Consider the following 14671-nt stretch of genomic DNA (forward strand, 5'->3'; position numbering starts at 1 on the left):
GCTCGATGCAGCTCGACCAGATCTTCGCCAAGGACATTCAGCGTCCGATCGAGGGCGTCATCAAGGCTGATGACGCTGCGCACCTCGGCACTGAGGTCGATGAGTACGTCCTGACAAACGAGGCCGCCAAGGGTCTCGAGGTCCTGCTGGAGGAGTACACCTCCTATACCAACGCCAACGGCGTGTGGATCTCCGGCTTCTTCGGCTCCGGTAAGTCGCACATGCTCAAGATGCTGGCCCACCTGTTGGGTGACGTCGAAGGCCAGGACTACCCGCGCCAGAACGTCTCGGACAGCTTCCGCGCCAAGACGCTCGACGCGTTCCTGCCCGGTCTGCTCAACAAGGCCGACCGCATCCCCGGCAAGAGCCTGCTGTTCAACATCGATCAGAAGGCAACTCTGATCTCCAAGGACCAGACGGACGCCCTGCTGAAGGTGTTCGTCAAGGTCTTCGACGAGAGCCGGGGTTACTACGGCAACCAGGGCCACGTCGCCCGGTTCGAGCGCGACCTGGACAGCCGCGGCCAATACCAGGCCTTCCAGGACGTCTTCGAGCGAATCGCCGGCATCCCGTGGAACCAGGGACGAGAGCAGAGTGCCCTGGAAGGGCCAAGCATCGACCGAGCCTTCGCCGAGGTCAACGGCGGAACGGCCGACGGCATCATCCGGCAGTACAGCGCCTCGTACTCGGTCTCGATCGAGGACTTCGCCGACGAGGTCAAGGCCTGGCTGGACAAGCAGGACGACCCGGCCTTCCGGCTGAACTTCTACGTTGACGAGGTCGGCCAGTTCATCGGCTCCGACACCAAGCTGATGCTCAACCTGCAGACCATCGCCGAGTCGCTCAACACGAAGTGTGGCGGACGTTCGTGGGTGTTCGTGACCAGCCAGGAGGACATGGAAAAGGTCATCGGTGACCGCACCCGCCAGCAGGGCAACGACTTCTCCAAGATCCAAGCCCGGTTCAAGATCCGCCTCAAGCTGACCAGCGCCGACGTCGAGGAAGTCATCCGCAAGCGTCTGCTGGACAAGAACGACGCAGGCGTGAGCGCGCTCGCCACGATCTACGCCGACCAGCACGCCAACTTCAAGACGCTGTTCGACTTCGTCGATGGCGCTAAGTCCTACCGCAACTACACCGACGAGGCCCACTTCGTCGGGACCTACCCATTCGTCAGCTACCAATTCCCACTGTTCCAGGCTGCGATCGAGGGCATCTCCGATCACAACGTCTTCGAAGGCCGCAATAGCTCGGTCGGTGAGCGCTCCATGCTCGGCGTCGTCCAGCAGGTCGCCAAGGACATCGGCAACGTCGAGGTCGGCCAGCTCGCGACCTTCGACAGCATGTTCGCCGGCATCCGTGCCTCGCTGAAATCGGCCGCGCAGCGTTCGATCGACGTCGCCGAACGGAACCTCGACAACCCGTTGGCAGTCCGCCTGCTCAAGGCACTGTTTCTCGTCAAATACGTCGAGAGCTTCCAGGCCACTCCGCGCAACCTCACCGTGCTGGTCTACGACCGCTTCGGCCTCGACCTCCCGGCGCTGTCCGAGCAGGTCAAGGAAGCCCTGACCGTTCTGGAGACCCAGACCTACATCCAGCGGAGCGGCAATACCTACGAGTACCTGACCAACGAAGAGCAGGTCATCGAGGAAGAGATCAAGAACGTCGAGATCGACGCCTCCGAGGTCGGCGGTCGGCTGTTCAAGATCCTGTCCGGTGACATCATCAAGACGAGCAAGATCCGCTACGCCAAGAACGGGCAGGACTTCCCGTTCGGCTTCAAGCTCGACGACCAGGCCCACGGCTCCCAGAAAGAGCTGGCGGTCCACTTCATCTCGCCCGAGTACCCGTACACGCCCGACGAGATCCGCATGCACAGCGCGGGCAAGGACGAGCTGCGGGTCATCCTTGAACCGGACGCCCGGGTTCTTGCAGACCTGCGGCTGCTGATCAAGACTGAGAAGTACATCAAGCGCAAGCAGGGCACCTCGAACTCCGCCATAGAGGGTCAGATCCTGCAGACCAAGGGTGCACAGAACATCGACCGCGAGAAGGAGCTCATCCAGCGCGTCAAGACCTCGGTCGGCAAGTCCGCTCTGATCATCAATGCAGCAGATATCACCTCCAGCTCGCAGGACGCCGTGGCTCGGGTGAGCGACGGCTTCCAGGACCTCATCAGCCGCGTCTACACGCAGCTCAAGTTGCTTGGGGGTACGACCTACAGCGAGCAGCAGGTTGCCGGAGCCGCCAACCCGGACGGCGGGCTGTTCGACGCCGAAACCGGCAGCAAGCTGTTCGCGCCGTCGGAAGAAGTGCTGTCCTTCGTACTGCGCAAGGAGACCCTCGGCGAGCAGGTCACGGTGAAGACCATCGTCGACACGTTCACGGCCAAGCCCTACGGGTGGGACCTGGCCTCGATCGAGGTCCTGATCGCTTTCCTGATTGGCACCTCCAAGGTCACGCTGACGGTCGATGGGAACGTCCTCAAGCGCTCTGAAGTCGCGACGGCCCTGCGCAATACGCAGAAGCATGCGCATGCCGTCGTGGCACCACAGAAGACCTTCGACGAACGCAAGGTGGCAGCCTTCCGTAAGTTCTGCGCCGACTTCTTCGACGAGGGCAATACCCCGAAGGATCCGCTGGAACTCGCTCGCCACGGCGCGGACAAGCTCAGGGCCAAGCGCGACGAGCTCAAAGCCACGGTCACTGGCTCCAAGTACCCGTTCGTGGCCCAACTCTCCGCGCCGATCGACCTGCTCGACCAGGTGGTCGGCAAACCTGACGACTGGTACCTGACCGACTTCAACAATGGCGACGAGCTGCTCGACGCCAAGGAGAGCACCATCGACCCGATCCGCGCGTTCCTCAGCGGAGGTCAGAAGGTCATCTTCGACGAGGCCGCCGATCTTCTCACCACCAACAGCAGCAACCTTGGCTACTTGCCGCCCGACATCGAGGTCCCGGTACGAGCAGCGCTGGAAGACCCGAATGCCTTCCGCGGCAACAAGATGGCGCAGCTCAAGCAAGCCACTGACCAGCTGCGCACTCTGATCGAAGGCGTCGTCGCCAGAAATCGAACCGAGGTCGTCGAGGCGATCGAGGGTCGCAAGGCCGAGATCGAAGCGAGCGCGTTCCATGCCAAGGCGACCTCGGCCGCCCAGGAGAGTGTGCTGCGCCGGGTCGACCAGACGATCGCCCGTGTGCGGGCCCTGAACCAGATCGCCCTCATTCGCGAGACCGGGTCGAGCTTCGAGGAGACCATCTACCCGGGGCTGCTCGACCAGCTGGCCGATGCGCAGCCCCACACCGACAACGGTGGTGGCGACGGCCGTACGCAACCACCGTCGAAGCAGACCGTGTCCGTCAAGACAATCTCGGCCACCGGCGTCTCCGGGGTCCTGGAGACCGAGCCGGACGTCGACCGCTACCTGAGCGCTCTCCGTACAGCTCTCGTCCAGACTCTGAACGCCGGAAAGCGAATCTCTCTCTGATGGAAACCGCGCCGCTGAAGTCGTTTGCCACCTGGGCCCGCACAGCGCTCATCCGCGAGGTGACCGCTCGGATCGCCCTCGTGATTGCCCCTGCGTCGCTGGAGCGGGTGGAGAAACCCAAGTCCGTTGAAGACCTGGAGAAGGCTGTCGAGGTAGCGGGCGGGGGTGACAAGGGCAGAGCAGCCGTCGCTGACAAAGTCGCCTACACGTGGTTCAACCGGATCATCGCCCTGCGGTTCATGGACGCCAACGGCTACACCGGGGTCGGTGTCGTCTCCCCGCAGGTAGGCGTAGAGGCCGGCCAGCCCGAGGTGCTTGCCGAAGCTAAGCGCGGCAACATCGATGCCGCAGTGGTTGGACCCAAGATCCGCGACACGGTCACGGCTCTGCTCAACGGCTCCCGGCGCAGCGACGACGCGCAGGGGGAGGCGTACGCCCTCCTGCTCGCGGACTATTGCCGCTATTGGAACCGCGCCATGCCGTTCATGTTCGAGCGGGAAGGCGACTTCACCGAGCTGCTCGTTCCGGCCAATCTTCTGGCTGACGACTCGGTGCCAAGCCGCGCGGTCAGGGTGCTCACCAAGGACGTCTGCCAGGACGTCGAGGTCATCGGCTGGCTCTACCAGTTCTACATTTCGGAGCGGAAAGACGAGGTCTTCGCCGGCTTTAAGAAGAACAAGAAGGCCGGAGCAGACGAGATCCCCGCAGCGACGCAGCTGTTCACGCCGCACTGGATCGTTCGCTACCTGGTGGAGAACTCCCTCGGGCGCTTGTGGATGCTCAACCGACCTTCCTCGCACCTCGTTGCACAGATGTCGTATTACATCGCACCAATAGACGAGGAGCTCAGCTTTCTCAACATCAGTTGCCCCGAGGAGCTGAAGGTGATCGACCCGGCCTGCGGGTCGGGCCACATGCTCACCTACGCCTTCGATCTGCTTTACCTGATATACGAGGAGGAGGGCTATAGCCCCGCAGAGATCCCAGGCCTGATCCTCGTCCACAACCTCTACGGAACCGAGATCGATCCGCGTGCTGGCGCACTGGCGGCGTTCGCGTTGACAATGAAGGCCCGCGCCAAGCAACGTACCTTCTTGAACAAGCAGGTCGAAGTAAACATCGGTGTAATCGAACCAATCTCATTTGGCGCCGAAGAGTTGAACTTTCTTGCAACTCCTGGCGGAGGCCGCCGCGAAGAGAGTGCCTTCTGGAACCAGTTTGCTGAGGCAGACACGCTCGGCTCGTTGATTAACGCGGATGCCGACCTGACCGCCCGCCTGATTCCTCACGTCGAGTCACTCGATGATCACGGCGACATCTATAGGGTGGACACAATCGCGCGGGCGCGACGCGTTCTCCTACAAGCGCGGTTCCTTGCCGCAAAGTACGCGGTCGTCGTGGCGAACCCGCCATACATGGGCAATGGCAACATGGATCCCAAGCTAAAGGCCGCGGCGAAGCGGCTCTATCCAAGAAGCAAGGCAGACCTGTTTGCCATGTTTATCGAAAGAGCTTTGTCGCTCACGGTCGAACGCGGATACGCCGCCTTGATAACCATGGAGACGTGGATGTTCCTCGGCGGATATGCAGTGCTTCGTAAGTCTTTACTTGAATCACGGACAATCGCGTCAATGGTTCACCTTCCGTACCTCGGTAAGGGTGGCACAAGTATGGGCATCAACTTCGGTACTTGCGCAACCGTCTTTTTGAACTCACGCTCAGATGAACTACGTGGCAACTATCAGTCGATCCGGTATTTCGAAACGGACTCCGCGGGCGTGCCAATCGAATTCCCCACCTCGAATGAATTCAAGCGGGTGGTGAGCGCCCAACGATTCGAGGGCATCGCGGGGTCGCCGATTGCCTACTGGCTTTCCGACGAAATGTTGGACAACTTCAAGAACCGTGTGCCCCTCGGCGCTATTGCAGAAGCGCGAAAAGGAATGATTACAGCCCGGAATGACGAATTCATTCGTACTTGGTCTGAAGTGTCGGCGCGGAACTGCGGCCTTGACAGGTTCGAATCCCGAGTCGATGCCCAACGATCACAGTTGCGGTGGTTCGCCTTCATCAAGGGTGGAGCAGCACGGAGATGGTGGGGGAACATGAGCCATGTTGTTGATTGGTTGGACGACGGAAATCGATTACAGAACGAGCGTCACCCGACCGAAGACCGTGTCTGGGCTACCAACTTCAACCTTGACTACATATTCAAACCAAACGTGAATTGGGGTGAATTTTCGTCCGGAGAGTTTACGGCTAGGTTGAGTTTAGGCGGCCAGCTCTTTAATGGCACGGGATCTGCCTGTTTTCCATCATCTGATCACTTGCTCGCCGTACTTGCCTTTCTCAATTCGAAAACTGCAGCCGCAATGCTGCGAGTATTGAACCCAACGATGCACTTCCTATCGGGCGATATTGCCCAATTACCATTTTCCGCTTCGACGCGCGGGCTCCGAGAAGCCGCGGATCTGGCGGATCAAGCAGTGCGCTTAGCGCGCCAAGATTGGGATGAACGCGAGGTTTCGTGGGATTTCGTCGGCAGCCCGCTTGTCGCCATACATAAATACGGCCGTCCGCTCGAGGACACGGCCGGGCAGTTTGTCGCCAAGCAAATTGAGGATAGACAAGATCTCCGACGGATCGAAGAGCGGAATAATGAACTCTGGATCACTGAATACGGACTGCATAACGAAATGACGAGCGAGGTCGATCCTGCGTCGATAGTGATCGGCGAGACCGACCCGCGCATGGCCATCCGTGATCTGGTTTCATATGCAGTGGGTTGCATGTTCGGTCGTTACGGCTTAGACATTGGCGGACTCGTCCTCGCAGATCAGGGTGCGACCTTGCGGGACTACCTTGCCAAGGTGCCCGCGCCAAGCTTCAAGCCTGACGCGGACAACGTCATCCCCGTTGTGGATGGCGACTGGTTTGAGGACGACATCGTCGGGCGGTTCCGGGCCTTCCTCCGCACGGCATTTGGGGAGGAGCACTTCGAGAGGAACCTGCGGTTCGTCACAGAGTCGCTAGGCGTGCGAGACATCCGGGACTACTTCGTGAAGTCGTTCTACAGCGACCACGTTCAGCGCTATAAAAAGCGTCCAATTTATTGGCTGTTCTCATCCCCCGCGGGTTCGTTCAACGCCCTCATTTACATGCATCGCTATACGCCGTCCACAGTCTCGACGGTGCTCAACGAGTACCTGCGCGAGTTCCAGGTGAAGCTCTCGTCGAGCCTGCACCAGCAGGAACTTTTGGCCGCTAGTGGTGAGTCGCCACGTCAGCAAGCGGCGGCCCAGAAGGAGGCGGACCGGCTTCGCAAGGTGCTGGTGGAACTCGAGGAGTATGAGCACGACGTGCTTTACCCGTTGGCGTCGCGGCAGCTGGCTATCGATCTGGACGACGGCGTGAAGGCGAACTACCCGAAGTTCGGTGCGGCGTTGAAGAAGATCCCCGGGCTTGAGGCCAGCGATGAGTGACGCCGCCACGGTCCGCCCGCACCTGCTGCGCTGGTTCGAGACCCGCCGAGTCGTCTTTTGGCACGACCCGGACGGCCAGTACGCCGCGGATCTGGACGGGCTCGACCTGGCTGGCATCGAGACTCTCCGGGTCGTCAACGACGAGTTCGCGATTAAGAACCGGCTGCTGCACGACGAACCGGAGGACCGATTCCTGGTCTACCGCACTGGTCCGCTGCCGAGTGGCATCGGCGACTGGCTGCTCGACCTGGAGCTGGCCTACGGGGTGTTCACTGCCGACCGCACCGCTCTGGTCTCAGAGGATCTCGGCCTGGCAGGCGACGGCATCGGCGAGGTTGTCGCGGCACACGAGAAGTTCTTCAACGCCGGTAAGCGCGTCCAGAGCCTCAAGGCACTGCTCAGTCCTGACGACGATGCTGCCAGGCTGCGAGCCAAGATCAGCGCGGTGGTGCTCGGGCAGCGCGAGCACAGCTTGCTGGAGATCACGCGCACGCTCCTGACAGAGAACGGGCGAGGGGGTCATGCCAAGTACGACGCCCTGGTCGACTACGCCCTCGTTGACTTCTACTGGCAGGGCGTCGCTCGGATATACGGGTACAAGTCGTCCTCGCCGAGCATCGATGACCTGGTGCTGTGGATCTTCCGCAAGGCCATCGAGGGCTTCAAGTCAGATCGGCCGGGTGGACTGCAGAATATCCAGCTCGACTTCGCCAGCCTGCGCAATGACCGACGTAGCCAGCAGGCTATGGCGACGCTCGCCAAGCGGGCTTCCGGCGACCTCGACTACAAGTCGCAGATCGAGAACGCCAGCTTCCGTGATCTGGTCAGCGTGGACCTCTTCGAGGAGACGGACCAGAAGATCATCAGCGACCTAGCACGGGCGGTAGCCGAGCAGACGGTCACGCCGCGCGAGGTGGCCGAGGTGGTGCGCGCCCGGCAGAGCAGCGTCTGGATCGACGGCTATAAGCAGCTGTACACGGCTGTCGCGAGCGCCTCGGAGTTACTGGGCGAGCTGGGTTCTCTGAACCTCGTCATAGAGTCGTTCGATGACGGGCTGGAGCGCTACCGGCGCGAGTGGTTCCGCATCGATCAGCTGTACCGGCAGTTCGTATTCGCCGCCCGCACGGCTGAGTACCCCAAGCCTCTGGAAACACTGCGTGAGCAGGTCGAGAAGCGCTACACCAACAAGTTCGTCTACGAGCTGGGCAACGCCTGGCAGCAGCAGGTTGACCAGCTCGAGAAGTGGCGCTCGACGGCGCTTCGTTCCCAGACCGCTTTCTACTCCCGCTACGTCGAGCCGTTGGTGCGCGACGGCGACAAGAAGGCCGTCGTCATCATCTCCGATGCCATGCGCTACGAGGTGGCCGATGAGCTCGGCTCGCTCATCCGGCAGGAGGACCGCTTCGACGCCAAGCTGGAGGCCGTCCTCGGCGTGCTGCCTAGCTACACCCAGCTCGGCATGGCGGCGCTGCTGCCGCACACGACGCTCAAGCACTCGGCCGACGCCAAGACGGTGCTGGCTGATGGCCAGCCGACCAATAGCACCGAAAACCGAGGCAAGATCCTGGACGCCGTCGGTGGTTCGGCGATCCAGGCCGAGAACTTCAAGGCCCTGAGCGCTGACGAGCGTCGCGAGCTGTACAAGGCGAACCGGGTCTTGTACGTCTACCACAACCGGATCGATGCCACGGGGGACAAGCCCGGCACCGAGCGCCAGGTCTTCGAGGCCGTCGAGGACACGCTGCGCGACATTGTCGACCTGGTGAAGAGGCTGGCCAACGCGAACGCCACCAACATCTTCATCACGGCCGACCACGGCTTCCTCTTCCAGGACGAGGCCCTGGCCGACACCTTCTTCCTCTCGACCCAGCCGCAGGGCGACGACATCAAGGTCGTCAACCGGCGTTTCGTGCTCGGCACGGGCCTCAAGGTCGATCCCGCCTTCGCCACCTTCCAGGCCGCCCAGCTCGGGCTGGATGGCGACCTGGAAGTCCAGATCCCCAAGTCGATTCACCGGCTGCGGGTGGCCGGCGGCGGCTCACGTTTCGTCCACGGCGGAGCGACGCTGCAGGAGATCGTCGTGCCCGTGTTGGCGGTCAACAAGAAGCGCAAGAGCGACACCAGGCTGGTCAACGTCGAGGTCTGGCCCGAGTCCGACAAGATCACCACCGGCCAGGTTGTGGTGCGGCTGTTCCAAACGGAGCCGGTTATCGACAAGGTTCAGCCACGGAGCCTGCGAGCCGGGCTGTATGTCGGCGAGACCCTCATCTCGAACCTTGAGAACCTGACCTTCGATCAGATCTCCGCCGACAAGCGCGACCGCTACCAGAGCGCGCAGATGCTGCTCAGCCAAGAGTCGAGCGACTACAACAACCGTGCCGTGGAGTTCCGCTTGGAAGAGCAGATCCCCAACACCAACCAGTGGCGGGTCTTCGCCAAGGCGGTCTACACGCTGAAGCGTTCGTTTACGTCGGACTTCGACTTCTAGAGAGGACGGGAGGCACGATGAGCGAAACCGAGAACGAGACGCCCGAGGCAAGTACGCCGCAGCAGAGCGACCTCGACTACAAGATCAACCTGCTGTTCGGCGGGGTCGTCGTTCGCAAGGACCTGGTCAAAGCTGTCAAGGGCAACGCCATCGTGCCCTCGTACGTCCTGGAGTACCTGCTCGGGCAGTACGCCGCCTCCGATGATGAAGCCACCATCCAGGCCGGCATCGACACCGTTCGCAAGATCCTCGCCGAGCACTATGTGCACCGCAGCGAGTCGGAGCTGGTTAAGTCCACGATCAAGGAACGCGGTCGACACCGGGTCATCGACAAGGTCACTGTCTCCCTCAACGAGAAGGCTGACGTCTACGAGGCGGAGTTTGCCAACCTCGGCATCAAGGGCGTGATCGTTGACTCGCCGATCATCAAGGCTCATCCCAAGCTGCTGGTCGGCGGCGTCTGGTGCATCTGCGACATCGAGTACTTCCACAACGAAGACCAACGCACCGTGCCTTGGATCCTCGGCTCGATCAAACCGATCCAGCTGTCGAAGTTCGATGTCGAGCAGTACCTCTCAGCCCGTCGCGGGTTCACGACGGAGGAGTGGATCGACCTCCTGATGCAGTCCATCGGGTTCAACCCCGAGATGTTCAGCAAGCGCGGCAAATTCTTCCAGCTCGTGCGCCTCATTCCGTTCGTCGAGCGCAACTACAACCTCGTAGAGCTCGGCCCAAAGGGCACCGGCAAGTCCCACATCTTCTCGGAGTTCTCGCCGCACGGGATGTTGATCTCCGGTGGGGAGGTGACCGTCCCGAAGCTGTTCGTCAACAACTCCAACGGGCGGCTGGGCTTGGTGGGGTACTGGGACGTCGTCGCCTTCGACGAGTTCGCCGGCAAGAAGAAGCGCACGGACAAGGCGCTTGTCGACATCATGAAGAACTACATGGCGAACAAGTCGTTCTCCCGAGGTGTCGAGACCCTCGGTGCCGAAGCCTCAATGGTCTTTATCGGCAACACCTCGCACACCGTGCCGTTCATGCTCAAGAACTCTGACCTGTTCGACGAACTGCCCGAGTCCTACCACGACCCCGCCTTCCTCGACCGCCTGCACCACTACATCCCCGGCTGGGAAGTCGACATCATCCGCGGCGAGATGTTCTCCGACGGCTACGGCTTTGTCGTCGACTACATCGCGGAAGTCCTCAAGTCGATGCGCTCGCAGGACTACTCCGACCGCTACCAGCAGCACTTCACGCTTTCGCCGGACATCTCCACCCGCGACCGCGACGGCATCCATAAGACGTTCTCCGGCCTGATGAAGATCCTGTATCCGGACGGCCAGGCCACCAAGGAGGAGATCGAGGAGATCCTCCGGTTCGCCATCGAGGGCCGCAAGCGGGTCAAGGACCAGATCCTGCGCATCGACTCCACCATGCCCGACGTCAAGTTCGGCTACCTGGACACCGACGACACCTGGCATGCCGTAACCACGCTGGAAGAAGATCAGTACCCGACGTACTACCGCGTTGCGCGCGAGGCGGAGGACGACGGCGAGGACGCGAGAGCCGACGCCGACCCACTCGGCGGCACGACCGAGGCAGCCAATGCCGGAGACGGTGAAGAGCCGCCGGACGCCAAGCCTGAGCCCGAGCTGTTCCAGGGACACCGGGACTATCAAGAAGGGCAGCGCGGGGTCTCGTTCGAGTCGCTGCTTGTGCCGTATCTCGGGGGCGCGGGGGAGATCACGATCGTTGATCCCTACGTGCGGATGTTCCACCAGGCCAGGAATCTCATGGAGCTGGTCGAGGGCATCGCGCGCACAAAGGATCCTGCCGATGAGGTCGTGCTGAAGCTCGTCACCGTCGAGAACCAAGACGGCCCCGAGAAGCTCCAGCGCCAGCTTGAGTACCTACTGCAGATCAAGAAGAGCGCCGGTGTCCTTGGCATCGTCTTTGATGTCGAGCTGGTCGAACCCCAGGCCATTCACGACCGATCGATCACCACCGACACCGGCTGGAAGATCCTGCTCGGGCGTGGTCTCGACATCTTCCAGCGGATGGTCGACAGCCCCTTCGATCTAGCAACGAAGTACCAGAAGTACCGCGAGGTGAAGGGATTCGGAATTACCTACCTCCGCGAGCCCAGCGAATGAATACGTACCCGATTCAGTCGCAGGCGGACCCGCGCGGATCTGTCTGGCGGCGCTGGGATCCGCATATCCACACGCCCGGCACCGCGATGAATAATCAATTCGGCCAGGATGCCTGGGATGACTACCTAACGCGGCTCGAGCAGTCCGAGCCACGGATCGAAGCCCTCGGCATCACCGACTACTGCACCGTCGATGAGTACGAGAAGGTGCGTGACTTCCAGATAGCGGGTCGGCTCCCGGACGTGGGCGTCATCTTCGCGAACATCGAGTTGCGCCTGCCGACCGCGACGAAGAGCGACCACCCAGTCAACATCCATCTGCTGGTCTCGCCCGTGGACCCCAATCATGTCGAGGAGACTCGACGCTTTCTGCGCACCCTGAAGTTCTCGTCAGGCCGCGAGTCGTATGTGTGCGATCCACCGGACCTCATTCGATTGGGCAAGGCGCACAACCCCTCGATCACCGACGAGAGGGCGGCGCTGACCGCAGGCACCAATCTGTTCAAGGTGAGTCTTGAGAACCTCAAGCAGTCCCTTGAGGAGAGCGGCTGGGCTCAGCGCAACATCATCATCGGTGTGGCTGCTGGGAGCACGGATGGCACCTCTGGAGTGCGCGATGCCGGTGGCTCGCTCGAAGCTGTCCGGGTGGAGATCGAGCGACTCGCTCGCGTGATCTTTGCGAGTTCCCCGGCGCAGCGGAACTTCTGGGTCGGGGAAGGCGCGCTCAGGGTTGAGGAATTGACGAAGCGCTACGACGGACTCAAGGCTTGCATCCATGGCAGTGACGCCCACAAGCTCGAAGCGGTGGGCAAGCCCGCTGAGAACCGCTACACCTGGGTCAAGGGCGATACCACATTCGAGTCTCTGCTCCAGGCTTGTCTCGAGCCGAAGGATCGGGTGATCGTTGCTGATCGTCCGCCCAAGGGCGCACTCGACTATCGTGTTATCGACCGCATCACCGTCTCGGGCGCCGACTGGGTAGCGATGCCCGAGATCCCGCTTGCACCTGGCCTAGTCGCCATTATTGGCGCACGTGGCTCCGGCAAGACAGCGCTCGCGGACCTAATCGCGGCCGGCGCCGGAGCTTCCAGCACGGACGAGGCCGATCAGACGTTCCTGCAGCGGGCTGGACACCTCCTGGCCGGGAGCAACGTGGCTCTGGCCTGGGGGGACGGCGCCGCCTCAGATTCTGATCTTCCGCCAAGTTGGTCTTTTGAGGACGATGAGCCGCGCGTTCAGTATCTCTCGCAACAGTTCGTCGAACGTCTCTGCTCATCGGAGGGCATCACCGACGAGTTGCTGACTGAGATCGAACGCGTGATCTTCGAGGCGCATCTCTACGAGGATCGCTTGGGAGCTTCGAGCTTCCGTGAGCTCTTAGACCTGCGGGCGAGCCATGGACGAGACCTGCGTCGATTCGCTCAGAATGAGATGGACAGTCTTGCCGAACAGATCGAGGCTGAGCGAGTTGCCGGCGATGACCTTCCTGGCCTCGAGAAGGAGCGGGCCAGGCTTGTCGGCCTCCTCGCTGAGGACAAGCGGGCACGCGGCGGCTTGGTTGTCGTTGGTGGCGAGGAGCGGGCCAAACGGCTCGAAGCTCTCAACGGAGCCCTCGTCTCCAAACAGGCCGAGGTCGACGTCCTGAAGAGACGAGACAAGTCGGTCTCCGACCTAGGCGACGCTGTCAAGGACATCGCCGTTCGACGGCTGCCCGCCATCCGAGCAGAGCTCGAGCGCGAATACGCCGGTGCTGACTTGACGGCCACCGAATGGCAGAACTTCGACCCGGGCTTCAGCGGCGATCCGGGCAGGCTTGTCGGCGATCGTCTTGCAGCGTTGCGCACAACCATCGGCGATCTGGTCGGCCCGGCGATCCCCAAGCCAGCCAAGTCGGCACATGAGCTAGGCCCGTATGTGGCTGACACCGCCGATCTGTCGAAGGCGACACTCAATGCACTTCGCGCTGAGGCATGGCGGCTCGGTGAACTGATCGGACTGGATGCCAATCGGCAGAGACAGTTGCAGACGCTCAACGACAAGATCGCCAAGACTGAGGCGGCGATCGTCTCTCTTGATCGGAGCATCCAGGAGGCCGAAGGTGCCTCTGGCCGCGTCAAGGCGTTAATGCTCAAGCGCAAGCAGGCCTACGCCTCTCTGTTCGACGGCTTCGCCTCGGAGCAGGCCCAGCTCGAGGCGATGTATTCGCCTCTCAAGGGCGTGCTCGGTGCGGAGGAGGGGACGCTGGGCAAGCTGACGTTCAGCGTCCGACGTGTGGTCGATGTCGACGCCTGGGCGAAGCGAGGCGAAGCTCTGTTGGACCTGCGCACCGGGGAGTTTCGTGGCCATGGTGAGCTACTGAACCAGGTGCGCGAAAAGTTGCTATCTGCGTGGGAGTCTGGTGCCAGCGCGGACGTCGCCGAGGCGATGGCGGAGTTTCGCGACGAGCACGATCAACACTTCATCCAGCAAGCTAAGGCGCCGCGCTCGGATAAGCAGGCCTTCCGAAAGTGGGCAGCCGACGTCGCTGCTTGGCTCAACAACTCTGATCACATTTCTGTCAAGTACGGCGTGCAGTACGACGGCGTGGAGATCGAGCAGCTCTCGCCGGGTACGCGCGGCATCGTGCTCCTGCTGCTGTATTTGGCAGTCGACCAGTCAGACGACCGGCCGCTGATCATTGACCAGCCCGAGGAAAATCTCGACCCAAAATCGATCTTCGACGAGTTGGTCGGGCGCTTCGTTGAAACCCGGCGCCGTCGCCAGATCATCATCGTGACCCACAACGCGAACCTGGTGGTCAACACCGACGCCGACCAGGTAATCGTGGCGAGCGCCAGCGCGCACCGGCCTGGGCGGCTACCCGTGATGACCTACACCAGCGGTGGCCTTGAGAACCCAGCTATTCGGCAACAGGTTTGCGAGATCCTCGAAGGCGGTCAGCATGCGTTCGAAGAGCGAGCCCGACGTCTGAGGATTCACATCCCATAGCATCGCTGCTGTACTCCCCGGTGTACCGCAGTTAGGGCAGTTGGCTGACCTGAATCGCGATGGATCCTTG

5 protein-coding genes are annotated in these 14671 nt (G+C 61.7%); all 5 read left to right on the top strand.

What is annotated here, in order from left to right; all coding sequences use genetic code 11:
- The first annotated feature begins 5 nt into the window (after positions 1-5).
- From brxC to CPH63_RS13815, 5 genes are read left to right on the top strand one after another with little or no spacing between them, the layout of a single operon-like run.
- Positions 6-3491 (top strand): BREX system P-loop protein BrxC, encoded by a 3486-nt coding sequence (gene brxC / locus CPH63_RS13795; protein ID WP_096305156.1) that lies wholly within the window; start codon positions 6-8, stop codon positions 3489-3491.
- Positions 3491-6973, top strand: coding sequence for a BREX-1 system adenine-specific DNA-methyltransferase PglX (pglX, locus tag CPH63_RS13800; RefSeq protein WP_096303466.1), 3483 nt, complete (start codon positions 3491-3493; stop codon positions 6971-6973). Before brxC ends, pglX begins: the two co-directional genes overlap by 1 nt.
- A complete protein-coding gene (pglZ, locus tag CPH63_RS13805) occupies positions 6966-9461 on the top strand; it encodes a BREX-1 system phosphatase PglZ type A (RefSeq protein ID WP_096303467.1) in 2496 nt (831 codons plus the stop codon). The genes pglX and pglZ overlap by 8 nt, the downstream gene beginning before the upstream one ends.
- Before the next feature lie 17 nt (positions 9462-9478).
- Positions 9479-11614: a BREX system Lon protease-like protein BrxL gene (gene brxL / locus CPH63_RS13810; protein ID WP_096303468.1), complete on the top strand. Its 2136-nt coding sequence runs from the start codon at positions 9479-9481 to the stop codon at positions 11612-11614.
- The gene (locus tag CPH63_RS13815) at positions 11611-14601 is read left to right on the top strand and encodes a TrlF family AAA-like ATPase (protein WP_096303469.1); all 2991 of its coding nucleotides are present in this window, start codon (positions 11611-11613) and stop codon (positions 14599-14601) included. The genes brxL and CPH63_RS13815 overlap by 4 nt, the downstream gene beginning before the upstream one ends.
- Positions 14602-14671 lie beyond the last annotated feature (70 nt).

This window comes from Jatrophihabitans sp. GAS493 (assembly GCF_900230215.1).
GTDB lineage: Bacteria > Actinomycetota > Actinomycetes > Mycobacteriales > Jatrophihabitantaceae > MT45.

Coding starts and splice junctions, on each gene's coding strand:
- brxL (WP_096303468.1), top strand. CDS start 9,479: ATGAGCGAAACCGAGAACGAGACGCCCGAGGCAAGTACGCCGCAGCAG.
- brxC (WP_096305156.1), top strand. CDS start 6: ATGCAGCTCGACCAGATCTTCGCCAAGGACATTCAGCGTCCGATCGAG.
- pglZ (WP_096303467.1), top strand. CDS start 6,966: ATGAGTGACGCCGCCACGGTCCGCCCGCACCTGCTGCGCTGGTTCGAG.
- CPH63_RS13815 (WP_096303469.1), top strand. CDS start 11,611: ATGAATACGTACCCGATTCAGTCGCAGGCGGACCCGCGCGGATCTGTC.
- pglX (WP_096303466.1), top strand. CDS start 3,491: ATGGAAACCGCGCCGCTGAAGTCGTTTGCCACCTGGGCCCGCACAGCG.